This window comes from Devosia enhydra (genome assembly GCF_900119845.1).
GTDB lineage: Bacteria > Pseudomonadota > Alphaproteobacteria > Rhizobiales > Devosiaceae > FPKU01.
Genome location: NZ_FPKU01000001.1, coordinates 148492 through 174155, shown reverse-complemented (window position 1 = coordinate 174155; position 25664 = coordinate 148492). Strand labels below are relative to the sequence as shown.

General features: G+C 59.4%; 24 protein-coding genes. 7 read left to right on the top strand and 17 right to left on the bottom strand.

All coding sequences use genetic code 11. The features are described from left to right. Positions 1 to 139 precede the first annotated feature (139 nt). The 9 genes from BT183_RS00785 to BT183_RS00750 form a co-directional block, all read right to left on the bottom strand. Positions 140 to 1012, bottom strand: a complete 873-nt coding sequence (locus tag BT183_RS00785; RefSeq protein ID WP_072338526.1) for a universal stress protein — start codon at positions 1010 to 1012, stop codon at positions 140 to 142. Between the two features lie 923 nt (positions 1013 to 1935). Then, positions 1936 to 2550: a hypothetical protein gene (locus tag BT183_RS00780; protein ID WP_072338525.1), complete on the bottom strand. Its 615-nt coding sequence runs from the start codon at positions 2548 to 2550 to the stop codon at positions 1936 to 1938. Between the two features lie 392 nt (positions 2551 to 2942). After that, the gene (locus BT183_RS00775; protein ID WP_072338524.1) at positions 2943 to 3131 is read right to left on the bottom strand and encodes a hypothetical protein; all 189 of its coding nucleotides are present in this window, start codon (positions 3129 to 3131) and stop codon (positions 2943 to 2945) included. Between the two features lie 2864 nt (positions 3132 to 5995). Then, positions 5996 to 6181: a hypothetical protein gene (locus tag BT183_RS21250; protein WP_425290551.1), complete on the bottom strand. Its 186-nt coding sequence runs from the start codon at positions 6179 to 6181 to the stop codon at positions 5996 to 5998. Between the two features lie 327 nt (positions 6182 to 6508). Further along, a complete protein-coding gene (locus tag BT183_RS20900) occupies positions 6509 to 6730 on the bottom strand; it encodes a UvrD-helicase domain-containing protein (protein ID WP_084603154.1) in 222 nt (73 codons plus the stop codon). Between the two features lie 79 nt (positions 6731 to 6809). Continuing rightward, entirely contained in the window at positions 6810 to 6941 is a 132-nt protein-coding gene (locus tag BT183_RS21105; protein ID WP_280173897.1) for a hypothetical protein, read from the bottom strand. Continuing rightward, positions 6938 to 7576: a hypothetical protein gene (locus tag BT183_RS00760; RefSeq protein WP_072338521.1), complete on the bottom strand. Its 639-nt coding sequence runs from the start codon at positions 7574 to 7576 to the stop codon at positions 6938 to 6940. The genes BT183_RS21105 and BT183_RS00760 overlap by 4 nt, the downstream gene beginning before the upstream one ends. Positions 7577 to 7869: 293 nt before the next feature. Next, the gene (locus BT183_RS00755; RefSeq protein ID WP_143145601.1) at positions 7870 to 8139 is read right to left on the bottom strand and encodes a hypothetical protein; all 270 of its coding nucleotides are present in this window, start codon (positions 8137 to 8139) and stop codon (positions 7870 to 7872) included. Between the two features lie 120 nt (positions 8140 to 8259). Next, positions 8260 to 8667, bottom strand: coding sequence for a very short patch repair endonuclease (locus BT183_RS00750; protein ID WP_425290550.1), 408 nt, complete (start codon positions 8665 to 8667; stop codon positions 8260 to 8262). Positions 8668 to 8767: 100 nt separating this feature from the next. On the opposite strand from BT183_RS00750, the gene BT183_RS00745 reads away from it, so the two are divergent. Then, positions 8768 to 10336, top strand: coding sequence for a DNA cytosine methyltransferase (locus BT183_RS00745; RefSeq protein WP_072338518.1), 1569 nt, complete (start codon positions 8768 to 8770; stop codon positions 10334 to 10336). A gap of 3 nt (positions 10337 to 10339) precedes the next feature. On the opposite strand, the gene BT183_RS00740 is transcribed toward BT183_RS00745, so the two are convergent. Genes BT183_RS00740 through BT183_RS00720 form a run of 5 tightly spaced genes read right to left on the bottom strand, consistent with a single transcriptional unit; the run spans position 10340 to position 19586 of the window. Then, positions 10340 to 12154 carry an AIPR family protein gene (locus BT183_RS00740; RefSeq protein ID WP_072338517.1) on the bottom strand — a complete coding sequence of 605 codons (1815 nt, stop codon included), beginning with the start codon at positions 12152 to 12154 and terminating at the stop codon, positions 10340 to 10342. Between the two features lie 2 nt (positions 12155 to 12156). Next, a complete protein-coding gene (locus BT183_RS00735; protein WP_072338516.1) occupies positions 12157 to 13161 on the bottom strand; it encodes a PD-(D/E)XK motif protein in 1005 nt (334 codons plus the stop codon). Beyond that, positions 13145 to 15997 carry a Z1 domain-containing protein gene (locus tag BT183_RS00730; protein WP_143145600.1) on the bottom strand — a complete coding sequence of 951 codons (2853 nt, stop codon included), beginning with the start codon at positions 15995 to 15997 and terminating at the stop codon, positions 13145 to 13147. Before BT183_RS00730 ends, BT183_RS00735 begins: the two co-directional genes overlap by 17 nt. Further along, positions 15994 to 17499 (bottom strand): ATP-binding protein, encoded by a 1506-nt coding sequence (locus BT183_RS00725; protein WP_072338514.1) that lies wholly within the window; start codon positions 17497 to 17499, stop codon positions 15994 to 15996. Before BT183_RS00725 ends, BT183_RS00730 begins: the two co-directional genes overlap by 4 nt. Positions 17500 to 17501: 2 nt before the next feature. Further along, positions 17502 to 19586, bottom strand: a complete 2085-nt coding sequence (locus BT183_RS00720) for a sigma-70 family RNA polymerase sigma factor (RefSeq protein WP_072338513.1) — start codon at positions 19584 to 19586, stop codon at positions 17502 to 17504. A gap of 1398 nt (positions 19587 to 20984) precedes the next feature. Between BT183_RS00720 and BT183_RS00710 the strand changes: the two genes are divergently transcribed. Then, entirely contained in the window at positions 20985 to 21251 is a 267-nt protein-coding gene (locus BT183_RS00710; RefSeq protein ID WP_280173922.1) for a transposase, read from the top strand. A 209-nt stretch (positions 21252 to 21460) separates the two neighbouring features. On the opposite strand, the gene BT183_RS00705 is transcribed toward BT183_RS00710, so the two are convergent. Beyond that, a complete protein-coding gene (locus tag BT183_RS00705; RefSeq protein WP_072338510.1) occupies positions 21461 to 21760 on the bottom strand; it encodes a hypothetical protein in 300 nt (99 codons plus the stop codon). Positions 21761 to 22034: 274 nt separating this feature from the next. Between BT183_RS00705 and BT183_RS00700 the strand changes: the two genes are divergently transcribed. From BT183_RS00700 to BT183_RS00690, 3 genes are all read left to right on the top strand, one after another. Then, entirely contained in the window at positions 22035 to 22700 is a 666-nt protein-coding gene (locus BT183_RS00700) for an SOS response-associated peptidase (protein WP_072338509.1), read from the top strand. A gap of 131 nt (positions 22701 to 22831) precedes the next feature. Beyond that, entirely contained in the window at positions 22832 to 23197 is a 366-nt protein-coding gene (locus BT183_RS00695; RefSeq protein ID WP_072338508.1) for a DUF982 domain-containing protein, read from the top strand. Positions 23198 to 23260: 63 nt separating this feature from the next. After that, the gene (locus BT183_RS00690) at positions 23261 to 23449 is read left to right on the top strand and encodes a DUF3606 domain-containing protein (protein ID WP_072338507.1); all 189 of its coding nucleotides are present in this window, start codon (positions 23261 to 23263) and stop codon (positions 23447 to 23449) included. 279 nt (positions 23450 to 23728) lie between these two features. Here the strand turns inward: BT183_RS00690 and BT183_RS21245 are convergent, their stop codons facing one another. Then, the gene (locus BT183_RS21245) at positions 23729 to 23965 is read right to left on the bottom strand and encodes a DUF6894 family protein (protein WP_425290537.1); all 237 of its coding nucleotides are present in this window, start codon (positions 23963 to 23965) and stop codon (positions 23729 to 23731) included. Between the two features lie 122 nt (positions 23966 to 24087). On the opposite strand from BT183_RS21245, the gene BT183_RS00680 reads away from it, so the two are divergent. After that, positions 24088 to 24789: a Crp/Fnr family transcriptional regulator gene (locus BT183_RS00680; RefSeq protein ID WP_072338505.1), complete on the top strand. Its 702-nt coding sequence runs from the start codon at positions 24088 to 24090 to the stop codon at positions 24787 to 24789. A 120-nt stretch (positions 24790 to 24909) separates the two neighbouring features. Further along, positions 24910 to 25149 carry a hypothetical protein gene (locus BT183_RS20335; RefSeq protein ID WP_143145599.1) on the top strand — a complete coding sequence of 80 codons (240 nt, stop codon included), beginning with the start codon at positions 24910 to 24912 and terminating at the stop codon, positions 25147 to 25149. Between the two features lie 48 nt (positions 25150 to 25197). Here the strand turns inward: BT183_RS20335 and BT183_RS00675 are convergent, their stop codons facing one another. Continuing rightward, positions 25198 to 25440, bottom strand: coding sequence for a hypothetical protein (locus tag BT183_RS00675; protein ID WP_072338504.1), 243 nt, complete (start codon positions 25438 to 25440; stop codon positions 25198 to 25200). Positions 25441 to 25664: the final 224 nt, after the last annotated feature.

The following is a 25664-nucleotide window of genomic DNA, read 5'->3' as shown; positions in this document are numbered from 1 at the left end:
CCTCATATCGGCCCGGCAAAGGGCCGCAGGGGGTGAGCAGCTATGAAGATTACCCCTGCAACGAAGACAGCCCCGCATGCCGTGGCTGACGATGCCTTCCCACCGGGCCCTGGGTAGATCGACCGGAAATCGCCGATATTCAGCCGCTCTCGGTGGGGACGATGAGCACATCGGCGGGGGCCTTTTCCACGACGGCTGCCGCAACGCTGCCCAAAAGCGCCCGGGACAGGATGCCCTTCCGCTCCGTACCGGTCACCACCAGATCGACCGGCTTTTCCCAGACGAACTGGCCGATAAGGGAAGACGGTTCGCCATAGGCGGCAATTACGGCCACTGCCTTCGCTTCCTCTTCACCCAGTTCGGCACTCGCCCATTCCCAGCAGGTCCGCGCAGCGCCGTCCTCGACGGACCGACGTGTGTTTTCGAGGTCGCCAATCAGCGAAGCATAGCTCAGATCCACGGCGTGAAAGAGTGTCTGCTCGACGCCCGGCCACCATTGGCGGGCACGATGGAGCGCCGCCGCCGAAGTGGGGGAGAGATCGATCGCGATCAGAAGGTTTCGGTACGGACGGGCAGCCTTGCGCTTGACCACGAGCAAGGGTGCGGGTGCCCGCGAAGCGAGTTGCTCGACCATACGACCCGCGCGGCTGCTTCCATAGATTTCCTCGCGCGCTACCCCCGTCACCAACAGATCGCTTCCGGCATCCGTGCAAGTGCGCAGCACCACCTCGAACGGGTCACCCCGCTCCACAACGACGTCGATATCCACGCTCTGGCTTAAAGGCAGGTCCCCGAACAGGCGACGCCGGGCCATCTCGGCCAGGTCCAGAGCACGGCGCCAAGACGGGCCGCCGTCCCAGATAGCGGACACTGCTGCTTCCACTGCATGCACCACAAGCAGCTTGGCCTGAAACTGGGCTGCGAGCTGGATGGCCCGTTCAGTCGCCCGATCGCTTCGCGCCGTGAGGTCGGTAGCCAACGTGATGTGGCGAAGTCGATGTCCCGCGGTCATGGTACCCTCCCCTTCTTCGAACCATCAGATATCACTCTGCTCGGGCGCCAAGACTTAGGCAACTAGCAACCGCTCGAGCAGCGCCCTTAGGCAAAGTGCGCAGGCGCATTGTAGCACCTGGATTGAGCGTAGCTGTGGTCATACGTGTGGAACTGGTGGTGACGGTCGTAGTGGAAGCGCTTGACTGTCGCTTCCTTGATAGTCGCTTCATCCGCTCTACGTTCAAGTCGCATCTTCAGGGAGCAGCCGTCGGACTTGCGCATCGTCCTATTTGGCTGTGCTCGGCCAATTGCCCAACTTTAGGTATGGCAATTGCCGTAGCCCGTGTTCTGAGGCTCCCTCGGTTTTAACATATCCCGTCGATCCGAGCTGCGCTTGTTATGTCTTGGGAGTTTTGACGTAACCTATTGAAATGATTAGGGGTAGACTTCCGCCCAATTGGAAAAAAAGAAATGTAAATCAATCGCCTACGGCGGACTCAAACTCCGCTCACAACGCGAGTTCATGCGCCTAAGTGCCTAGCCCCACCAAGGTGTGGACATTTTACGACAGACAGCTATCACGGACCCGCCCAACGGATTATCTCATGATGATTATCTCGGTAGTGGGACCGGCTCTTTTTTGAGATAGCAAGAAAAGATCCAGCGGTCTGTTCTTTGGCTCCGCGGAAGAGGATGGTCTTCATCCCTGACCACCCCATATGTCGCCATCTACAGGTATCGCTGCAGCGCTCGCTCACCCTCGCGCTGCGCGCTCGGGGTGGCGGCGCCTCGCGTCCCCTACGGTGGCAAGTTTGTACTGGCCTAAGGTGGGGGCTTTGACGCTCAAGGGCAGAAAAGCCGCCCACCACCGGTGGGGCACATCGAATCAGCCTCGACCCGAGAGAAGATCAACGCTGAAAGTCTGCGGAGAGAATTCGGACCCTAAGTATCAAGGTTCGGCTTCGCTGGAGCCTTGCGTTTCTTGGGCCTCGCATTATTGGATCCCTCTAAAGCGCGCCGCAATTTGGCCTGACCGCCGTCGTTTTCCCCTCGCTGCCTCGGTAGCCGATGGTGGTGGTCGCGGGACCTTTCTTGCAGATCAATCAGATGATGGAAGTTCTCGTAAAACTTCGCTTCGCCAGCCGCCTGCTGTGGGATCTGGTGCATGAGCATAGATGCCGCCATCTGCAGCATGCCATCGCGAATGCCGGATATCGCGATGGCCCGGTCGAAGGCCAACCGTTGGCGCTCGTCCATGTTCTCGGGGCTGAGGCTCTCATCGATTCCACGAGAATTCAGCTCAAACCAAGCCGCGTTCACGTTGAGCGCTTGGTTCCACTGGTGTTGACTAGGGTAGGCGTGGTGGACTTTGTGGTAGCGATCGATCGCATCGTAAAGATTATCGACGTTTTCTGATAATCCATGGGCTCGTCCCCCACCCGCAACGAGGCGAAGGACATTGGCCGCCAATTCGCGGGCAGCCCGATCGAAGTCGACAAGCGTCTGGCTCGCTTCAATGTCTATGTCGGTTTGGTTGGGAACGGTCTTGATGTTCATTCTTCTCTCCAGCTGCCGTTCATCGGTACAAATAGCTTATTGTTCGTCAAGCTGCCTTTGCTGCCGGCAGCCGGTATTCGGCAGCCTTCCTGGATCGGCGGGGTCTGACAGGACATTCTATCCCTAGCCCCCTGCGCTCCACGGCTTACCCCGTTCTCTGCGTTCACCCGTCAGTCAATCAGCCTTGCTGGTCCCGGGTCGGCAGGGCGCCTTGGGACGTGACCACCAAGAAAATCTATCATTTGCTAGGAGATGGGCCTGTATCAGCGGAACAGGCTGAAACGGCGGATCAAGGCCCGGCCGCGACGACAGGACGACAGAAACGATTGGGGTACACATCGTCCGAGGTCGCTAAGATGCTGCAACTCGAATAGCCGGGAGGAATTTTCGAGTTAGCGCCTGACGAGCTTCTTCACGCCTGCGACGATCCCGTAAAGCACCGCAGCGATGAGGAGAATAGGCAGGTACGTCGCAACGCTTTTAACTACGGCTCCACCTGTATCCCGACCGCTCAGTGCGAAAACAGCACCGAAGACAATCAGCCAAACGCTGGCGATCATTACCCACTTCAGAGCTTTCATAAGACCCTCCCCCCGGTATCCGTAGGAACCGATTCTGCGCCTACCGATTGGTCCGTCAACGAGCCAGCTTGATCCAAGGATTGAGCCGGCCGTTTAAGCGTAGTCAGAACTACGACTGCATGCAAATATATCCGATCCGTCGCTGCCTGGTGGAGCTACCCAGCCAACAACACGACCTCGGCACATTACATCGACGAACGCCCGACTTTAAACGTTTCGAATCTCTAGTGCTGTAGGCAAAGGCGATGTGCGCAACCGAGTCGACAGGGTTACCGTGGCATTATCGGAACGCAGGCATCCGACGAATGCCACGCTGTGGCTCGCTTGGCACTGGACTGCACCCTCGGCCGTTCAAGTTGATCGGAATGAACCTGCCTATCTGCTCGCGGTCCCAGGAGAGTTGGCGGCCGGAAACCGGTCCGTCGCTTACGACGGGAACCAAGAAGGAAGACAGCTCGCCATCTCCTCTCCAATATTCCCAACAACCTCGATGCGAAGCCCCACGGTCCGAAGCGTAGCGTAGGACCGTGGGGAGGAGCTCGCAGCGACGAGCGAGAGAGAACCATGACGCTCAACCTCAGAATCTGCTCGAACCGATAGATTCTTGCCGAGGTTGCTCGAGGAACGGCGCCGTCAAAAATCCGAGGCGATGAACCTGCTCGGGCCGGCTCGCTGGGTACCTGCGAGACACGGTGTGTCGAGGGGCAGTTCATTCTCGAGATCATTCAAAAGGCGCACAGCGCCAAGTGGAGCCAGTGAGAAAGGTGGGGGGATGTGCTCGTTGGCATGCGGTCACCCCCGGGGGGTGGACGAAGAAAGGCGGGTGTGACCGGTGTGAACACTGAACTGAGAGGTAGCTACCAAAAATACCCGATGCGATTATATAGATAATATAATCTGCATAATTCGATATCCGATTATCTTACGTCATTATCTTCATAATAAAGGGGCAGCAGCCCCTCTCTGTGGGAACCAGGAAGCAAGACGCCATACACTCTTGTCACTAATGATACAGGCATCCCATTGGTGACCCCCCTCTCTCGCTGGTCGGGGCAGTTTCCCAACCATACCCCTTCAGCGAGCGCGAAGCGCCTCGACCGATCCGCGCAGCGGGAGGGAGCATGGCGCGATAGCGTGAGCTGAAGGGGTATGGTTGGTTATACGGGCCAGCGAATTACTGGCAACACCATTATCTGATAACCCTACTCCGACCACGCGGAATACTACCCTCCCAACGGGAACCAGGAAAAGATGCCGCCTCTGGCACCTATATATCAAAAATACCCGATGCGATTATATAGATAATATAATCTGCATAATTCGATATCCGATTATCTTACGTCATTATCTTGTTAATGCGCGTGGGCCTGCCTGAAGGATGGAACCAGGGAAGCTCATCCGAGGGGATTATATTTGATAATTGTTATAAAATATATTGGTAGGATTCTTATATAAGGATTTTCAAGATAGAGTGCTAATTACCTTGAGCTCTTGATCCATGGTTCATTCTGGATCCAATCTGATCATCTCTATTCATATGAGAGTTTATTCTCTTCATTCTGTAATAGCTTCGCCCGTCCGTCGTTTTCCCCCTTATTTTTTCTAAGGGTGACCTTAGAGCAAATGCGGATGGAAACGGCAGAGGTAGGGGGTGGGTGTTCCCCGAAGCAGACAGTGAATGTGTATACCCCGATAGGCGGACGATTGTAAAGTGGGATACATCAAATCTTCGAGCGGAAACGGCAGAACCTTACCAAGGTTGTATATGCTCTGTTGCGCCTGTTCTGCTCTACACGTATTTATATTATTGATGTTAATGCCATAGCGATTAACTTTATAATCAATATAAAATTAAGCTAGCGGCACACCATCTTGCCCAGTATCGAGGGACTGTCTGTCAACGGTCTGAAAGCGCATATCACTGCTTCGGCATGTCACTTTCAGCTGTTAGGACAGGCATACCCTTTATAGCCATGAGAGTGGAGGTCAGTGTCGAGCCCGGTGGAAGCCGATCGCCAATTGGAGCTTTGACCACTGCCGTGAGTGGAGCTTGCCAGACTCGGCACGCACTAGGACCCAGATCTATAACGGGCCCACGGAAGTTGCACCTCGGACACTCAGGTGAAGGCTTGGACCTCGGGTCAACGACGAGGCTCGAAAAGGGCGCCAATTGAAGCTGTGACACTTCGAAACCCTAGCTTCCGAGGCCAACGATTATCTAGAAAATGATTATTGTTATGATTTACGGAATGTCCCCGCACAGGTTTTTCTAGTTAATCGTCCCGATAATGTCGTCGGTTATGGATGGTTCATGTGCGGATGCACGCCCTGCCAATTACCCTTCCCCAAACCACACATGGCGTCTTTTATCGGCTGAGCCGCGCTGCCTCTAACTGCATCACGGCTGGCGCGTCGAGCCAGCGGTCAGCCGAATAGCTATCCGACCGGCCCCATCGAGACCAGCAGGGTTGAGGCATTTGCCATTCTGGTTCAGCCCGGTGGGTGGCCGGCAAGCAAAAGTCTTGGTTCGTTGACGATCGGCGACGAAACCGGCCACAACTATCACCTGCGGTCGCGGTATGCGCCCAAGGGCGGGCAAACGATCCAAATGTTTACGGCACCTGCATTATCGAAATAATTCCCGGCGAGATTAACTTTATAATAAGGTCGGCACCGTCGAATTCTCACCGAGCGCAGGGGGTGCCCCGAATCGCGCGACCGCCGGTGTATCTGCCGCCTATAACCGTTGGAATTCACGGTGCACGTCTCTCCGATGGACATCTGAAACTCTCGGGAAGGGGATCATTGCCATGAAACACCTCGCCCAGCTGCATGTCCATCAAGGCGGTAGCAGCCTATTCGCGTTAATGAATATCTTCCAGGAACTCCGATCCTGGGGCCACACCCGTTAGCATGAGGCGGTCCCTGGCGCGAGTTGCAGCAACATAAAGTGGGTGGCGCTCGGTGTCCTGGAGGGCGGCAATGTCGGCGACGTCTCCGACGCCGGCAAGGCGCTCAGGGTCAGGGAGGACGTCGTCATCCAGCGCCATCACAGCTACCGCTCGAAACTCAAGCCCCTTGGCGTCGTGCATCGTGATGGCTCGGACCTCGATGCCGGCGGCCTTCATGGCAGCACGTGCGCGACCGAGCTGCTGCTGCCCGCGAACTAGGACGGCGAGCTCGTGCTCGGCCATCCCCTCGTCCCGCCTGGCTCGCAGCCACTCTGCCACCCCTGCGGTCTCGGCGGCTTCATCGGGAAACAACCGCACAAGGGGCTCCGGTCCATCGAACACTGATACTGTGCCACGCCGACTCTCCTCATTACCATCGAGATCCGCGATCTCTGGTTCGAGCAGGCGATCGGCCGTGCTCCGGATCTAGTGCGAGGTGCGGTAGCAGACCTTGAGCACGTGGGCTGGGCCTCGTACGTCGAGACCCAACCGGGCCCATGAGAATGGCAGATGGAAGATGCGCTGGCCGAGGTCACCGGTGAAGAACAGCGCGTCCGGCCGTTCTGCCCTGCCGATCGCAGCTAGGAACCGGGCCTGGGCGACGGACAGGTCCTGCGCTTCATCGACCACTATGTGGGTGAAATGCAATCGGCTCGCCACCCTTATGCAGCACGATGCGGATGTCTTGGCTGACGCGGGCGGTCCAGAATCCCGTCGCCGATTCCACTTAGTGCAATTGCATGCCATTGGCGCTCTCGTCCTGTGCCAGGTCGAACGCGGTGATCTTTACCTGCTTCTGCTCGGCGGCCGTTAGCCGGTCGAGTGCCTTGGTGAAGGTGGCGGCATAGAGCAGCGTCATGCGATCATGGCACTCTCGATGCCGGCCCATTCCTTCGCATGGCTGCCTTCATGGTTGGGCGTGCCGGGCTTCGTCAGGCAGCCTCGCGGCGCGACATAGCTATCGATCCTTCGCTCCGGATCCTCTCGCCAGCTGATGTTGAAGGCCCAGAACTTGGGAAAGAAATGCAGCGATGAATAGGGAAGATGATCGTGGATCCACCACGCCAGCTTCGTCCAGTCGCCCTCAGCCGAGAACTGATCATGGAAGCGCGGGACGATGATGCAGGCGGTGGCCCCCATGCGCCCTGCCTTGTCCCTGCGGTCCCAGATATGGGCCGCATAGTTGGACTCGTTGTCGGCACACGTGTAGCCGCTCTTGCCCTCCTTCTGCATCACATTGCCGAAGCCGTTGACCTCAGGCGAGCGGTAAGCTGAGCGGATCGCAATACGCCCGAACCGATCCTGCAATGGCTCAAGCAGTTCTTCGCAGAGCTTGGTTCCAGCAGCGATCGCGAGGTCGGGATCGTCGGGCACGTTGTTGAACCCGTGGATTGCGGCAATGTCGGAAAACAGGAAATCGCGCATGAAGAAGGTCTTGGACAGTCGGACCCGTCCAAACTCACTCAGTGCGTTCACATTGTTTGGCTGCTTCACCGCTAAACCCCCACCACCTTCATCACCTCGTCCCCGAGATGGTTGATCACCTTCACCTCTCTCTTGCCCTTTGTCGACTTCTGGAGCGGGGCGCTTCACCTCGGCGAGCACGATGTTGGAATGCCCCTCTTCGTCATATTGCTGCTCGCCTTTGGTGGTGCCCTGTTCGCCCCATCGCAACCGTGATCATAATACCAGTGGTCTGGGTGAGATTCGGATCTGTAAGGCATTGCAGCAAGAAGTATTGGGCGTACAGTCCTGCTAAACTTGATGATCACGAGTGTGCCGACCCGTTAATTTCTGAAGTCGATAACGGGCGACGAACGTCCTACCAAATAGATCGCATAGTTGACGGCAGCAGCTGGACCTCTGAACTTGAACCCCCACTCGGCCCCCGTCTCAGTCTCCTCGACATACACGATGATCTTCAAGCCCTCTAGTTCCTCTAGGTCTGCAGCGCCGCCCAACGCGTTCTCCACGGTGGCCTTCAACGGCCCGATTATGCAGGCCGCCTCATGGGTCCAGATCGTCTGCAGCGGGCGTTGTTCGCCCTCGAATTCCACCAACCATTCCATCTGCAACGATTGGCTGGAAATCCCGGGGGGGTCAATCCAGAAGGCGCAGCCGACAGTCAACCGCGGCGGACTCGGCGGCGCGCACAAGAAAACAGCACCCGCTTGGGTTCATGCCCCAACCTCAATCACAGCATCGACAGAGATGAGCCAAAGCGCGATCTGGTCTGCAATCATACAGACTTCAGCACGCCGCTTAAGGGCGCACTCCCACACAGTGGCAACCCGCCAACTTAAGCTCAGCAATTCCGCTTGGACACGCGCATCGCGAGCGACGTTTTCTGCGAACTTTGCCTCCCAGAATTCCGGCCTGGTTGCCGGCGTCGTAGCGTACCGACAGCCCTCGTGGCGATGCCAGAAGCAGCCGTGGACGAACACGACCGCGCGGTACTTCGGGAAAACGAGATCGGGCCGGCCAACTATGCTCTTGGCGTGAAGTCGATATCGGAAACCGCGAGCGTGCAGGGCCGCGCGAAGATCCCGCTCTGGCTTGGTGTTGCCACCCTTGATCCCGGCCATCATCCGGGATCTGGTCGCCTTGTCCACTATGTCGGCCACGGCCTACCTGGTCTCCGATCGTCTAGCTGGTATACGTGGTTTGGAATTCTGAGAATCAATTGTGGCCCAGACCTTTGGAATCGTCGATCTGTTCGCCGGCCCCGGCGGACTCGGGGAAGGCTTCGCCTCCTACAGGGAAGCCGGCCGGTCGCCGTTCCATATAGGCATCTCGGTCGAAAAGGAGGCCTCGGCTCACCGAACTTTGAGCCTGCGAGCCTTCTTGCGGGATCATCAGGTCCGCCACGGCCGCCTCCCGAAGGACTTCATCGACTTCCACGCTGGCGCACGGAATGAGCCTGATTGGGAAGAAGTCGATCCCACGGCATTCATGAATGCGTCCCGAGAGGCTCGTCGTCTCGAGCTTGGCACTCAAGAGGCCACAGAAGCCATCGATCAGGCCATTGACAGGCTACGCCGAGGTTTCGATGACACCATCCTGATCGGCGGCCCTCCCTGCCAAGCCTACTCACTTGTCGGTCGAGCGCGATCCAGAGGAAAGATCGGCTACGTACCCGAGGAAGACGCTCGCCACTACCTCTTCCGAGAGTACATCCGAGTGCTCGATCGGCTTCGCCCAGCGGTCTTCGTGATGGAGAACGTCAAGGGCATGCTATCCTCCACCGTCGAAAGCCGTCTGGTGTTCGAGATGCTCATGGAGGACCTGTCTTCGGTAGGCGGGCACGGCAAGGGCCTCTACGAGCTCAGGGCGATCCGGGTCGCCGACGGCGTAGCTCGACTGAAGGCGGCCCGGCGGCCTTCCGATTTCATCGTCCGGGCAGAAGCGTTCGGCGTGCCGCAGCGAAGGCACCGCGTGATCATCGTGGGGATACGTTCAGACGTAGCGCGGCATATGGCCAATGCCGAAATAGAGGTGGCTACGCCTCTCAATGTCAGCGAGGCTATTGGAAACCTGCCCAAACTGCGAAGCGGCCTCAGCCGCGCTGACGGCTTCGAGGAATGGCATGCGGCCGTGAAGTCCGCGGCGTCGTTACTGTTAGCAGGTTCCTCCGGACAGGTGGACTTTGCCCGCGCTTTGCGAGCCATCTCAAGACAGCTTGCTGACGGCAAGTCACTTGCGCGCGCGGACCGTTCATTGCCGGCGGGCTACGGCAACTCTAACGATGCGCTCAAGCAATGGATCGAGCGACCTGAGCTGAAGACTCTCGCCCAGCATGAAACCCGCGGGCACATGTTGTCGGACCTTGGGCGTTACTTGTTCGTGGCGGCCTATGGCCAAGAGTATGGAACGAGCCCCAAAGCCGAGGACTTTCCCGCGAGCTTGGTCCCGAACCACAAGAATTGGCACACTGGCATGTTCAAGGATCGCTTCCGGGTGCAGCTCGCCGGCGAACCGTCAACGACCGTCACAAGCCACATCTCAAAGGACGGCCACTACTTCATCCACCCTGACCCCCTTCAGTGTCGGAGCCTGACCGTCAGAGAGGCAGCGCGGTTGCAGACCTTCCCCGACGACTACCTGTTCATGGGAAGCAGGACGGAGCAGTACGTCCAAGTCGGCAATGCTGTGCCGCCATTCCTCGCGCGCCAAATCGCGGCACTGATCTACGGCGCGATCGACCCGAAAGAATCGGAGGCTAAAGCCGTCTGCCAAGAGCTGCTCCCCGCGTAGGGATCAGGCGAATTGACGCTGGCGCATTTCGGGGATGCCGGGACTAGGACCAGCAAACTTTGCCGCCCGAATCTCATCCCAGACTGCTGTCCGCTTTGCCACCTCGGAGATCTGCTGACCGGGTGCGATGCGGCCGAACTCGGCGTTGACGGTAAGCGCCCAGTCCCAGAGCAACTCGCGGAACGGCTGGGAGATGTCCTGCTCCAGCCAGATTTGCTCGAGATCCAGGCGATCCCCCAAGCGGTCGCCAACAACCGCCAGCACATAGGTGGCGATGTTGACCCAGCCCTGACGGAAGATCTCCTTGGCCTCCTTCGTCTTGATCATCTGCTCAACGGCCTTGTAGAGGATGACCTTCGCGATCAACCCCTTGTACCACCTTGCATCAAGTGGGTTCGGGACGAGAGCTGGATTCTCGTCTAGTGCAGACATGAACGCTGCGAAGTTCTTCTCGCCGGCATAGGCCACCTGTGCTGGCTTCCCTCGCCAAGCCTCCAGATACTTGGCTACGTCTGTCTTGCTCAGCTTGCGTTTGGGGGCAACGATCTCCTGGAGCTTCTTCCGCCGTGCCGGCGTAGCTCCATCTCGCAGCAGCATGACGTTGTAGGCGCCCGCGGCCCTTTCATAGAACCAGCGTGTCGATCCATCAGGGCACCAGGTCTCATTGGCGAGCTTTTCCAGCTGGACGTGGAACGGCCTGTTGGCCGAGAGGTCCGAGAGCTTTACCGCGTTCTGGCTGTTCGCATACTTTGAGACATTGCTGATCAGCCTCTCGCGGGCATCGTCATTGCTCCCCTTGAGTATGATGATCTTGGCGGGGATCATCACGTGGCTCAGGTCCAGCGTCTTGTCATCGCGGGAGGCAAAATAGACCGATGACGTGGTTTGACCACCATTCACGATCTGCAGTCCCTTAAGGAACGACAACCCACGACTGCCGTCTTCCGTCCGTTCGAAGTCCGCCTCATCGCAAACAAGAACCAAGCCGTTGTTGAACGCGAGAAAATGCTCGGGTTCCGACTTCAGGGTCTCGATGATCCCCTTGTTCACTGTCTTCTTCGTGCCCAGGAATGTTCTGACATTCGCTTCAAGGAGTTGCGAGCCAAACCTGAGGTAAAGGTCGCGGATGACAACGCCGGGGATGGCTGTCAGCACGTACTCGTAGTCAGCATCCGGGTCGGGGACGTGGACACAAGGGAGTGGCCGACCAATCGACTGAACGAGGCTGAGGGCAATCTCATCGCGGGGCTTGCCATCGGTGTGTCGGAACAGGCGTTCGATATCCATCGCCTCGATGGTCACCATCTTGCCCTGCACCTCCTTGCTGGCGAAGCGCTTGCTCTTGGTCACGCCATCGGTCAGCACAAAAACACGCAATCGATCGAGACTCCCCCAGCGGGAGCTGAGGGTCGCGACAAGGCCCCTTACGGGATGTGTCGGGTCGATCTTGGCTTCGAGCTTCCCATCCGCGGCCTTCAAAAGGAACTTCACGCCCTCGCTTGCTGTGGCCACGGCCTCGCTATCCCTGAGCTCGATCAGCTCGTCCGATCCGAAATAATGCGTGACGAAGAGGTCGAGGGCAGTCTCGTCCGCGGAAAGAGAATAGCCCGTGATCCTGAGCTTCGCATTGCCGACAGTTCCGTTCCAATGGCAGATCGTCGGGCTTTCGCTGATCCCGACCTGAGATACGTGATCCATCACCATCTCGGCGAAGACGAGCTCCTCCGATGGGAACGGCCCTTCGTCAGATGCCACACGCTCGACCACAGTCGCCAGAACGTCGGAGCGGTAGTCTCGATGGAAGTCCTGCAGGCTCATGATCAGCTCAATTCGAATGCGTTGAGAACGTCGACAACGGTCAGTAGCGGTACATTGAGGGCGTCCAGGTCGAGGACAAAGGCGGCCGACCTGATCGCGGCGGGGAGATTCGAGCGCCGCAGGCGGGGCATCTCATCTGAGGCGAGGTAGGCGCCCGCTTCCTTGAGGGCGAGTACGCGACCGTAATGCTGCGCGTGCTCATCGAGGTAACCGAGGATCAGCAGAAGGCTGTCGAACGCACGACGGTGACCCGTTTCGGTCAGTCGGTCTCGAAGTCGGGCCACCACGTCGACCAAGGACTGACCGTCATCGCGTTCCTCGAAGCGCAAAGCACCAAGATAGAGGGGCGCCCGGTCCGTATCCAACTGCTCAATGCTGTTGATGCGTGCGAGGAACCCGCCACCCCCTGCTGTGCTCTTCACTTCGATGGCGCCACCCCGGATGTGGAAGTCCTGGGCCGCACGCATGGGCCCTTGCCAGCAGCGGAGCGCATCCTCGCCGAGCGACGAGTCGAGCAATCGGTTCAGCATCCATAGCTCACCCATCAAGCCAACCTGCGCTTCGGATGATAGCGGGCGGTGTCGCCGCGCCATGAATGCCTGCCATTCGGTCACCCGGTCGATGAAGGTGTCCACGATGGCCTGTGACTTACCGTTGGTCACGTTTTCGAGCGCGCGCAGCACATTGACTGTCATCGCTGCAAAGATCGCCGGCGCTCCCTCCGCACGTCGAACGAGTGCAATGGCCGTATGCCCCGAAAAGACCGCCTTGTCCGTGACAAGCACGACATCGAATCCGGCCCCCTCAGGAAGGCGAGCCGAGTTCATCGCCCAAGCCCTCGGAAACGCGACGATCAGGGCCTCGCGGCCGGCGGGGAAATGGCAACCGGCCTCGATGGAGACCTCACCGAGCGACGTCAGATGAACGAACCGCCAATCCTCATTGGATTCCTGCTTGGCCAATGCTCGCCATGCCGTCGCGAGACCGTCTTCAGTCCACCCAGCCATTCAGCTCCCCCCAAAGAACGCTATTGCCCATGTACTTCGAATTGGAGACCGTCCGCGTCGACGTGCTCGATGGGAAGCTGAGCGCCCAAGCTGCAACAGGTGGCCCGCCTCGCAGAACCGGCACATCTGCCTTGTCCGGGTCGAGCAGGTACATCATGAGAAGGCCCCGGTCTCGCCGTGGCAGTACATCCATTCCGGGATGGCCATCGCCCAGCACGCGACGAATCTCCGGGCCGCGCGGCTCCTTCGGCGGCTCCTTGCCTTCGTTTCGCTCCGCGTCGCCCTTCCGCCAAGTCTCCTGGCTGCGGGCCAAGGCGGCATTCCACTGCTTCTCGGTAAGGTCGATTGCCTGGTCGCGAGGCGAGATCAGGGTCTTGATGGAGTACCTGTCGGGGTGATCGACCGTCTTCTTCCGATCGAGCATGGTGATGGGATGGCCGGCGATACTGCGATCGGCCTCCCCCTCCTTGCCAATCAGCGCCACCGTCCAGTTGATCAGCTCGCCATCCTTGTTCATCTCCTCGATGAAGTCAGCGATCAGCGGGCTCATGATGCGGAAGCTGGCGCTGTGCGTCTGGTATTCGCGCAGGAAGGTGATGACGTCCAGCGAGCCCGCGTCGCGCCAAAGATACCCGCTCCAACGCTGTCCCTCCGGCCGATACGCCTGCATGTTCAGGTCAACAGGCGCTCCCAATCGAGACAAGAAGCGATCGGCCGCATAGAAGTTCGCCTGCAGTGGGGTCGGGTCGTTGGGGAACACGATGGTCTGAAGCAGATCGCCGGCATATGTCAGTTGCATGGCCTTGGCGTTGCGCATCTTGGCGCGCGACGTGATGGTGAGGACCGAGTGAGATCTGACGCGTAGTCCGAACTGCTTCGGAGTGGCACCAGCTGCCACCATGTTGTCGAACTCCTGCCGAAGCTCCTCAGCAGCGTCCGCAATATGCCCGAACCATTCGATCATCTCCAGGGACGTGTAGAGCCGGCAGACGTCCAGATAGCCATCGCGATAGCCGAACCACCGCCCCATCTGCATCAAGGTGTCATACATCCTCGCGGTCCGGAGGAAATAGCTGGTGCAAAGCCCTTCGAGGGTGAGGCCGCGGGCAAGCTTGTCGCCGCCAACGGCAATGACCTTGAGCCCCGTAGCCTCGTTGTCGGCATAGTCCAGCGCGTCCTTGGCCGTGCCGTTGATCTCACGTACCCGAATGTCGGAGATCACGTCGGGAAGGATTGAGCGGATATCGCTCCATGCGAAATCCTTCAGGTTCTCCCCTTCCACCAAGACGGCGCGAATGGTGGCCATACCGGGAAGAAAGACGTTCTCGTACTCGCGTCGCATAAGGTCCTCGACGGACGCTAGGTCGATCGACCGCGAATAACGCCCCTTCAGGTCCTGGACATACGAGGCCACCTGATTGACGACGGTCGACTGAATGGCAGTGAACCTGCTGACGTGAACAAGCATGGAGGAGTGCTTGGCGCCCTGCCCTCGTAGCTTTCGCACGGCACATGCGTAGATGAAGGAGCGGACGGCCTCAGCTAGGGAGTCCGGTATGCGGTCTTCGCCATTCCACCTGGGGCGCCAGTGGCTCTTGTGCTTCTGCGGCATCCAGGACTGGAACTCGCTGTCCTCGAGGGGACGGATCAGCGGCAGGTTCTCGGGCGTCGCCGATGACGATCCGAAGACGCGCCCCGGGCCGACATAGTTCGATGGCGCGGCGAGATTGGTGATGAAGGCCGAAGGGAAGAGATCAGGCCCGTGCTCCTCCGTCTCGCCCTTGTCGTGAATGAAGATGTTGGCAAAGGGCGTGGCCGTGTACCCGACGTATGCCTTGCGCGTGAAGTGATGCAGCACCGACCGTATCAGCCGGTTGATCGTTGTGGGCTGGTGCTCGGTGTCCGGGTTGCCGTTCTCATCGACAACATCCTCGCCCGTGTCGACCGACCCGTGATCGGACTCGTCATCGATGACGAGCAATGGCAGGTTCGTGACCAGCTTTCGGCCGGTGACGGGATCCGTGTGATCCGCGACCCGGTTCCTGATCCAATGCAGCAGCCGCTCGAGAACGGTCTTGTTCTTCTTGATGACGAAGAGCCATGGCCGTTGTTCCGGGCTGACGTTCATTCTGGCAGCCAACTGGGTATTGAAGTCCCCGCTGTCGCTGCGATTGGTGGCAGCGTTCGGCCGGATCGACCTGTCGGAGTCGATCAGCCCGACACCCACCGCGGGAAGGTCGTCGCCGTCCGAGATGGTGGCGAACCCAAGAAATCCTTCATCCAGACGGATTTGTGTCTGAGAACGCAGGTTATTGTGCAAGCCGGCCAGCACGATGATGATCTTGTACCCGGCATCCGCTGCCTTGCAGATCAGGCCGGCGTAGTTGCCCGTCTTGCCGGACTGGACGTGGCCGACGACCAAGCCTCGACGATCCCAGGCCCCCTCACGCAGCGGATCCTCGAGCTGCGCCAAGACCTCGTCCGTCGCGACGTCCAGAGCATCGAGAGCGGTCCACGGAAGTCGCGTCTCCATGTATTCGGAGTACCTGCGCCAGTATGACCATCCCTTCTTTCGATCGGCATTCAGCCAAGGGACATGGTCCTCACCGCTAAATAGGGTTGCATTCTCTCCGACCGTTCGGCTCGATCGGCGGATCAGCTCCTCGACCAGAGCGTCGCGATCGATCTCATCGAAGTCATCGGCCGCCACCAGCTCAAGCTTTTTCAGCTCGCGCTCGATCATCTCGGGCGTGATGGGAGACTGCTCGCGTTCCGAAGCCCTGCGCAGCATGTTTTGAGCCATCGAAAGGATGGAGTCGAATGCTCTCTGGTTCATGCAATATCCGTAAGCGAGAGTGATGAAATGAGTTCTGGGAAGCGCTCCAAACCAGCACTTCTGCGAAGGCGGTGCTTGGCCTCTTCCTCAGTCAGCCCGCTATAGCGGACCAAGGCTTCGAACATGGCGACGAGCGTCTCCCGGATCTCCTCGGTCGGCGCCTCAGCGAAGCCAGTCCGAGGCGTCTCCTTGTCCTCCGCAGTGTCGAGCCAGATACGCTGAACCGGCACGGTCTCCTCGATCAGTCGCAGCATTGCGACGATGTCCGACTTCAACGGTCCTGCGCGGTCGAGGACCGAGGCGATGAGATCGTTGTCCCGAGCGATGCGATAGGAGGTTCCGTTCGCTGAGCGCCTCACCTGCCATGCATCCTTGACGCCGTCCGATCGGCCGCCGGAGGCTGATGAAATGTGGCCTCGGTGTGCGAACACGTTGCGAGCGGTCTCACGAGTTTCCAGCGCAAGTCTGCGCAGCTGAGCGCGCAACCGGACGGGCGGACTGGCAGTGGACTTCAAGACATTGATCTTCCAGTCGGCATCGACGCTGTTTGGAATGTCGAGGCGAATTCGGGCCAGGCGGTGAGGTTCATCGCGCACCCATGTCTTGCCGTTGTCACCTATTCCAAGCCATCCGCCGGCCATCAGGAGGCGCTTGTTCCGATAGACATAGAACCCCTGCTGTTGGGTCCAGCCGCCCGGCCCGCCGGCGGCTTCCTGTTCTGCGGGCTTCAGCATGTCTCGGTGCGGCAGCACGTGGCACTGCACCAAGGTGCCCGGTGAGTGAAGTATCCGGAACTCGGCGCTCTCCCAAGCTTTTGCCGGATGCCCAATCAGGAAGGGATTCCAAGGCCGCACTGCTCTGTCGTTGAGGCGCAAGCGGAACGGCTCGCCCTCGCCTTCAAGCAGCCGATGGAAGGTCATTGCCAGATGCGCTTCCACGGCATCGATCATTTCGATCATGTCGGTGGACGTGAATCCTTCGGTGACGACGCGATCGAGATCCTCCCACAAGACAATCGTGCCCTGCTCCATAGTCTCCAAGGGAGACAAAAGGGCCTCGGACCCCGGCGCCGGCCCCTCGAACAAGGGCCATGGGGCCTGGCTGCCTGGTTGGTCGAGCAGGTTGAGATCCCACCGCAGGCATACGATGGCACCACCTTTTCGCCGACTTGCTACCGTCAGTCGGCGCGCCTGTGAAAAGCTCGCCGTCTTCAGACCCAAACCGAAGCGGCCAAGGTCTGAAGCAGCGCGATTTGCGCGCGGATCGCTCGCTCCCAGCCGCATTCCGGCTTCCAATGTGGCGTCGTCCATGCCGACGCCATTGTCGACGATCCTTATCGAGCTCTTCGGACCTTGCCACTCAAACCGGACGTCCACCTCGGAAGCTTGCGCAGCGATCGAGTTGTCGATGAGATCTGCCAATGCGGTGGCTGGACTGTAACCTAGGCCGCGCAAGGACTCGAACATCGTGCTGGCGTGAGGTGGGACGTTGCGGACGTTCATGATCACATCCCTACCAATGCGCGAAGGCGACGCACCCGGGCAGCGTTGGACAGGAACCGCAACGCCTTTGCTTCGATCTGACGGATGCGTTCCCGCGTGACGCCGTAGATCTGACCCACCTCCTCAAGAGTCATTTCAACGCCACTGTCAAAACCGAAGCGTTTCCGAAGGATATCGGCCTGTCGCGGGTCCAGTTCCGAAAGAGCCTCCGCTATTACATCGGCTGTTTGCACCTGATCGATGTAGGCCTCCTGCGGGGGAGGAACGGAACCCCAATCGTGTCCGATCTCCTCCCATTCGACTTGAACCCTTGGCACCGAGAGCAGCTTCTCGACCTGAGACTCGCTCCATTCCCGATCGGCCGCCAGTTCTGCACTGGTCGGGGTTCGACCGAGCAGCTTGGAGAGCCTATCCATGGCGTCATCAAGAGCGGATAGGTCGGAATGCCGATGAACCGGGATGCGGATCATCGAGCGTTCGTCGGAACGCCACCGGCTTATGGTCTGCCGCATCCAGGCAGTGGCATAGAGTGAGAAGGGAGTCTCGCGTTCCGGATCGAAGCGCCGTGTCGCCTTCTGCAGGCCCGTGAAGGCGACTTGGAAGACGTCCTCCAGGTCCTCGCCCTCCTCAGCGTACCTCGACGCAAATCGCCGGGCATAGGGCAAATGAGCGTCGATCAGTTTGGCTGTGATTGTCTCCAAATCGCCGAGCAGCTGGTGAATGTTCCTCGCGATCTCTTCCTGACCGGGCTGCCCAGACAGGTGCCTGCCCAAGGCTTGGAAAAAGACCGAACTCAGGTCCAGCTTCTCGACGCCTTGGATCGCCAGCCGCCGACGCTTTCCTTCGATCTCAAGGTGTGCGGCCGATATAGAACGAAGTGTTTCGGAAACCTCCCGAAGCAACATTACTCCTGGGTCGTTTTCACGGGACGGGTAGACCGCCAGCAAGGTGAAGTACTCAGACTTGAGTTGCCCGGCCATGACCATCTCGGCGAACTGGAGGATGATGCGAACGGCCTCCCTGCTGGTGACAAGGGCCAAGTGAAGGCCATCCTTGGCACGCAGCATGGGGGTCAAGAGCGCCTCCTGATCCGCACGGTCCATGCGGAATCGCCCGCGACCGGGCAACTGGCTGTTCCTGGTCAGCGCAGATGCGAGGGCCTCCTCGAGCTCGTCTGCGTCAACGACAGTGGGCGCATCCCAAAGCGCTGGGTCGTTTTCGGCGACCAGCTCCAGCCCAGCGGCCTCCAGGATGCAGGTGGCATTCCTCCAGCTGTCGTCGGCATCGGCGTTGCCGCTGCATGCAGTAACAAGGGCTTCGACATCCGCTTCTTGCACTCGATGACATTCGAGGAAATCTCGAGCCACTTGCCGCACGTAGGTCGCATCAACCGACATCCGAGTGCCGACCGGCAAGGTGGCGGTCTTTTTCGACTTCTTGCCACGCATTTGCGTAACCAAGAACTCGTCGTCAGCTGGCGCGTCCGAACCAGGCTTGGCAGCGACGACTTTCATGCCGTCGCCGTCCACTATGGCGGGCGCCAGGTCGATGTTCCAGTCGACCTCTCCACTGACCACCTGATTGCCGGAATAAGGAGTGAAAGGTGCCTGAGACGGCTCTTCAAGCCCCGGCGGAGACGACGTTCGGTAGACTTCGGGGTCCGCTTCTGCCTCGAACGTCAACTCAAGTTCTGGTAATGCCGCCGGTCGATGGTCCTCGACAGATCTTTCGGCAGGCGGTTCGGATTGATCCTCAGGGACATCGGATTCCAACGCCTGAAGCAGCTCCGAAAGGTCCAGATACCCTTCGACAGCGGCGACTTGAGCTGCCGTCTCTCCAAGCGCGTTCTTTGCGTTCGGGTCGGCGCCATGTTGTATTAGCAGATCGCAGAGGGCCAGCTTGCCGCATCGGGCGGCAATGTGGAGCGGTGTATCGCTCTTGCCGTCGACCGCGTGCACCCTCTCAGAACGAGCGAAATCCCGAAGGTCCGAGAGCTGAGCGTCCGCGAGTAATCGAACCTCAGCGGCATCGAGTGGCCTCAGCAATGCCAGGGTATCACCTCCCCCAAGAGATACCTCACTATCCATCAGTCCATACCAAACTTGCGCTTCTCCCGAGCCGAGCTTCCTCGTCGGGGAATCGCTCAGCGGACGCGTTACATGAAACTTGACGCAGTCGTATACTATGTAAAGTCCTGCCTTGTGCCACTGCTCATCGCAAGGATTGAGGCAAGGCTACTAATGATAAATGCGACTGAAAATACGATCGGTCCTTTGAGTGCCCCTGTTCACTGGACAGTGGGCGGTTGGGTTTCAGGCATTGAGGCGTAGGAACTCGCGCGATTGGCGGAACTTGAGCGCGGATTGCGAGTGGACCTCGCAGTAGTCGTCTATTCGGGCAGCAAGGTTAGTACGGTGTCGGCGTCTGCGAGGATAACGGTTGAGGCGTGTGCCTTTTCAAGGTTTTGACGAAGGCCTCGGACATGCCGTTGCTCTGCGGGGTTCGAACCGGGTGAATAGCAGGTCAATGCCGAAGGCCGCGGCGAGCTGTGGGGTCTGCCTGGCGATATAGGCAGTGCCGTTGTCGGAGAGCCATTCAGGCCGGCGTGGAACCCTAAGGGCCTTGGAAACGACGGTCGACGGCCGCGATCATCAGATCATAGACCATCTCGCCGGAGGTTCCGGCGTTCGAAACGGCCGAAGAGGCGATAATCTCCGGTCACAGGCGTCGATCAAGAGATGATGAGCTGGTTCGACGGGCCAACGCGAGAGCTCACTAGCAAACCGCCAGCGACTGGCTTTACGTCTTCTTCTAGGTCAGCTCTCACCGAGAACGCAATGGGGTCAGCAACTGCCAAACCGACAATGCGCTCCATTGCAGCCGTCACCGTTGGGATGACCGCTACCCAGAAGTGGACGTCGGCGAGGCACCGCGCCAAGGCACCTTGCGCCAAAAGCAGACATTGCCGCCGAAGAACTACGGCGAGGTCTATGGCATCCCGGTGACGGTGATGGGAGCTACGCGACGATGATCAGGGTAAGGCTAGGCGGGGGGACAGTCTGTGGGCTAGCGGTAATTCAAGCACCTTACCGGCAGAAGCTCAGGCTGGCGATCGATGTCCGGACGAAAAGCACAGGAGACTTGGCCGTCGAGATGACCTCTCGCATCGGCTTGACGAGGCTCAAGCAGACCACATGCGTAGAGCTCGACCAGATATTGAAAGACGCTCAAAGCGTCACACGGAAGGATTGAGCTCCTCATGGTCACCCGATGGTAACAGCTCAAACCGAGCCGCAGCAAATTTGCGCATTCGCTCTCGAACCAATTACCGAGCGAAGGCGGTCAGCCGGGGACGGGCTGTTAACGGGGTAGGATTGCCGAATCCACCTCGGGCCCATTGCGCGGTTGAGCTCCCAAATCGCTGAGCTGGTGAAAACTCTCCGCCGCGAAACTCGGTGTGGAGATGACTCACGCCGCTTCAAACCCTGCCGGGTATCGACCCTATTGCAGCAATGGCGGTGAAAGCGTTTGCGCTTCCCAGGTGCACCTTCAAGCGCGGTCGCAACTTCGCTCCCCGGCTGAGGCTGGTGCCGGTCCAACATTCGAAAGGCGGTAGACAGCGGCTCGGCCCCACGTCGAAAATGGACCTGCGGGACATCCGAAGCTTGAGCATCGGCGCCATGTCCGTCAGCGAGTGGGCCTTTCGAGAAGCTCCTTTAGTTGATTTGCGCAAAATCTGCGTATCGCAATGACGGCCAGCGGCCTCTTTTGCGTCGCATCGCAGGCCTTAACATCCTCGAAGACTGAAATCCGGAGCGGGTCACAGCACCTGGGCTTTTGGCGTGGTTCAGGCGGCTCCTTATTTTTTCAGCACGGAATGGCCAATCAATGGAACGAACTGCGGGTCAACATGCCAATCGTGCGCAGTTCCATTGGGCGCGAGGACGGATGTGTCCCGCCATCACTCGTGGTCGCTCGGAACGGGCGGGCGATCGCGAAAGCCGACGATAACGTGCTCAATCTCCGACCGCCAACTGGCGAAGGCGGCAGCAATCAGATGCGCCCGCTCTAGGTCCGTCGCAGCGCTCTCGGCTGGTATGCGGTACGTGCGCTGCCGCAGCTCGTGATCCCAGCGGAGCGTGAAGCCACATCGAAGCTCAATCTGACCGTTGGCACTCCAGATGCCGCAGACCATGCTTTCGCATTCGTCGGCATAATCGCTCCGCATGTAATTTAACAGGCGGTCGACAGTCGCTTTCATGCCGCTTCTCTATCAGTCGCGGTTCCAGTCTGTCCAGTTCATCTAACCCGATGCCGGCCTGTTGCAGACGCCGATGAAGCGCTAGCACCTTAAGCCGGCGGTCCAGCGCCTCGGTCCGCGCAGATCCCGCCAGCCATCGGGACAGCAGGTGCCCGAGCCATGAAGCCATGGCGTCTATGATTGCCGCAACAACCAGATGCATTTCCGTCTCCCTATGGAACTGCTGACAGGATAGGCTCAGCCAAGAGGGCGGGGATTTCTGCGGGAGGGGCCTGTGTGCAATCTCTATTCGCTGACAACGACGCAGCAGGCTGTTGTCGACCTAGCGCGCGCCTTTCGGATTTCGAAGGGCATGGGCAATTTCCCGCCGCTGCCAGGCATCTTCCCCGACTACCCCGCTCCAATAGTGCGGAACGCGCCAGAGGGAAGGGAGCTGGCCTTAGCGCGTTGGGGGCTGCCCTCGCCACAGTTCGTCTTAAAGGGCAGAACAACCGATCCCGGCGTCACCAATGTCCGCAATGTCGCGAGCCGGCACTGGCGCCGCTGGCTGGGCCCCGCCAACCGGTGCCTCGTGCCGTTCACCAGTTTTTCGGAATATGAGACCTTGGCTGACGGCAGGAAAGAAGTCGTTTGGTTCGCAATAGACGATAGCCGACCTCTGGCGTTTTTTGCCGGCATTCACGTGCGCGCGTGGACTTCCACCCACAAAAAGGCCGAGGGCGAGGTAACGGCCGACCTCTATGCCTTTCTGACCATTGACCCAAACGCCGAGGTTGGCGCGATCCACCCCAAGGCCATGCCCGTCATCCTGACGACGGACGCCGAGCGCGAGGCATGGATGACAGCGCCATGGGCTGAAGCAGCGGGGCTACAGCGGCCGTTGCCTGACGGTTCGCTGAGGATGGTGGCAAGAGGGAGCAAGGAAGATGGAGCAGCTTGATCGCCTGCGGCGGCTTTTGCCCGATCTCGAGGCTATTTGGATCGAGGCAGATTGGAGTAGTGCGACGCCCGAACAGCGGGAGGCGGCCCGCCGGTGTCTCGAGGAGCTCGATCGTCAGTTTGAAGCGCGGAATGCAGCGCAACGGCCGGTCGGAACTGATTGGCGGCAGCCAGATTGTCTCGGCCATGCGTTACCAATTCAACCTACCCGTATCCATCAAGTTGGGCAGGCTCGGCCTTATCCGCAACGTCACCAGCGTGCGCGAAGCGGCAGAATGTCTATTGAGTATTGACTGGCCCAAGGTAGGTCGCAACAGCACTGTGGCAAAGAAGGTTCTTAAGGCGGCGCAAGTGCTGCTCGCCGCCCAGGAAGGTCGCGCCACTGAAGTCGAGGCCCGCGAGGCCTTTGAAGCGGCCGCCAAGGCCGCAGGAATACTCGCCAGTGGCTGGGGCAACCCAGCATTTAGAGAGGGGTCGAAGCACCCTATGCAAAGGTGAAGCCAGCTTGCATGAACCCTCTGCCTTGCCGAGCGTTTGAGCGCGCAGTAGCAGGAGGACATCATGGCTGACGATAAATCGAAAATTGGCGGGCAGGATCGCCAGCGCGTCGCGGCGAACCAGCAGTATGAGGTGAAATACTTTGCGCAAAAGCACCGCATTAGCGCTGCAGATGCGCGGGAGGTCATCCAGCAGGCCGGGGGCAGCCGTGACAAGGCCAACGAACTAGCCCAGGCGATGAAGAAAAAGTAATCGGCTGTAGCGCTCCCTCAGCCTATCAGCCCGAGTCAACACCTGCTGATTCAGCTGCTCGACCTCACGGACGTCGCGGTCGGAGATGCTCTCGCCTCCCCCAGACCTTCCCGGGTCAGCTTGTTCTGCTCGATCATGGCGATGTTGATCGCCTCGAGAGCCGCGGCCACTTGCTTGACGGCCGTGCTGACCAAGGCGAGCGCCGCGATCTCCGCTCGCTCCCGCCGCATCTGGTCAACCCAGTGCAGTCGTTTTGCTCCCCTGAGGTCGCCGATAATCTCAGCAACCCGCGGAACCGCTTTCGGAGAGTGAGAGGCTGAGGCAAAGGACCAGCGTCCGATCTTGCTTTCGAACTTCGAGAGACTGCCGCGTCGGCACTCTCCCGCTTTCGCTGCAGATTGCAGTTAGCGTCTGGACCGCTTCGTGGCGGGCCATGGCATCATCCGCAAGTTCGACTTCAACCTCTTCAAAGGTCGAATCTTCAGGGGCGCTAAACTTGAAGTAGTATCTAGACATTTGCCGTACTCACTAAGTGGACATCCTCGACCCCCTGCTCGTGAGAGCAACTTAGGCGGGGGGGTATACGTTCAAGCGAAAGCCTATTTTTTGCGTGCGGACGCGTAAGGAGTGGAACAGGAATGCAGACAGACATTCTCACCAGCGCTCTTGGAGATGAATTGTCCGACCCGGCGCTGGAGATGCTGAGACCTGCCGCCGTGGGCTTCAGGGAACTGGAGGGCGGGGAGGACCTTGAAGATTTCTCCCAGGATCACCTTCACCTAGTGTGTGATGGCTGGGTCTATCAATACGCTACGCTGAGCGACGGGCGCTGGGTTATCACCAGGCTTGCGACGCGCGGTGAGATGATTACTCCGCCCCGCACCGGAGATGACGATGCCTTTGCCGTCGCGGCGATGGGCTCGGCGTCCGTGCTGGTGATCGATCGCGCCGCCTTGAGCAGACTTTACCGGGACAACTCGATCCGAAACATGATGCTCAAGCGGCGGCGGGCCGAGGACGATGACAACGCGCGCTGGCATGTCATGTGTATGGCGGGCACTGCAATTGAACGCATGGCGTTCCTGTTCCTTAACCTTGCGGAGCGGGCGCGCAGAGCCGGAATTGCCCAAGGTTGGTCCTTCCCGTTTCCTGCCACGCAGGCGCACCTTGCCGCGCTCACGGGCTTATCGGCAGTTCATACGAACCGCACCTTGCAGGTCCTGCGCCAGAAGGGGCTATTGAACTGGGACGGAAGGCGTGTGGATATTCTGGCCGAGGACCGTTTGCGAGCTTTGGGTTCCTTCTCTACGGCAGACGAGAACCTGATCACGGCGGTTTGACGCCAGCTACATTTGCACGGTCGAACTCGGCCGGCCTTTGAGAAGGACTTGCGGCACCGACGGACAGGAAACTTTTCCGTCCCCTGAGGCTTGTTCAAGCATCAGAAGATGGAGGCCGACATGTCGATTCCTGTGAGCCCTGCCGAACGCCAGCCCAAGGGTGACCATAACCGCCGGCTCTCATTGGGCATGGAGCCCGATGCATTTGCCGCGGCGGCAGGCATAACCCTTGAAGAGCTACGCGAGTATGAATTGACGTCCCCAGATCACCGCTACAACCCGGAAGTAGCCCGCCGTATCGGTGAGACGCTCGATCGGCTGGAGGCAAATCCACCGAACACTCAGCGAGTAGAGAACTGAGCGGCACACTTCCTTGCTGAGAGTTTTCGGGGCCTCAGAGCTTGCGGGTCAAGCGGGCACCACCGCGTCGGCGATCACCTTGCGCAGATAGTCCTCGGGCCTCAGGCCGGCTTTCTCGACGGGATATTCCACTGCATTGCGCTGCTGGTGCGTCAGCGGCACTTGGCAGAAGGTGTGTCGCCGGTTGCGCCTTACGCCCCACCGCCGCGGCGTGGCGTTGATGTATTCGGGGCATACCTCCCCGCCCAGCTCCTCGGCGATCCTCTTGGCCGCCCGGCCGAGCCCGGCCATATAGCCCAGGCGCCATAGAAGGCTCCGGTGCGGGTCTCGGCGAACGCTGCCCCGACGCGATGCCGATCGGTCGGGAGCGTCTTGGCCATCTTGCGCTGCATGCGAACCTACTTCCGCGATTGTTCAATGCAATGAGCCAGTCTAGAGAGGTTTGTTCAGAACATCGATTAGCTTACCTGCGGCCTTACCAAGCGCCGCTCATGCCGTGGATAGCCGCGCGCCCA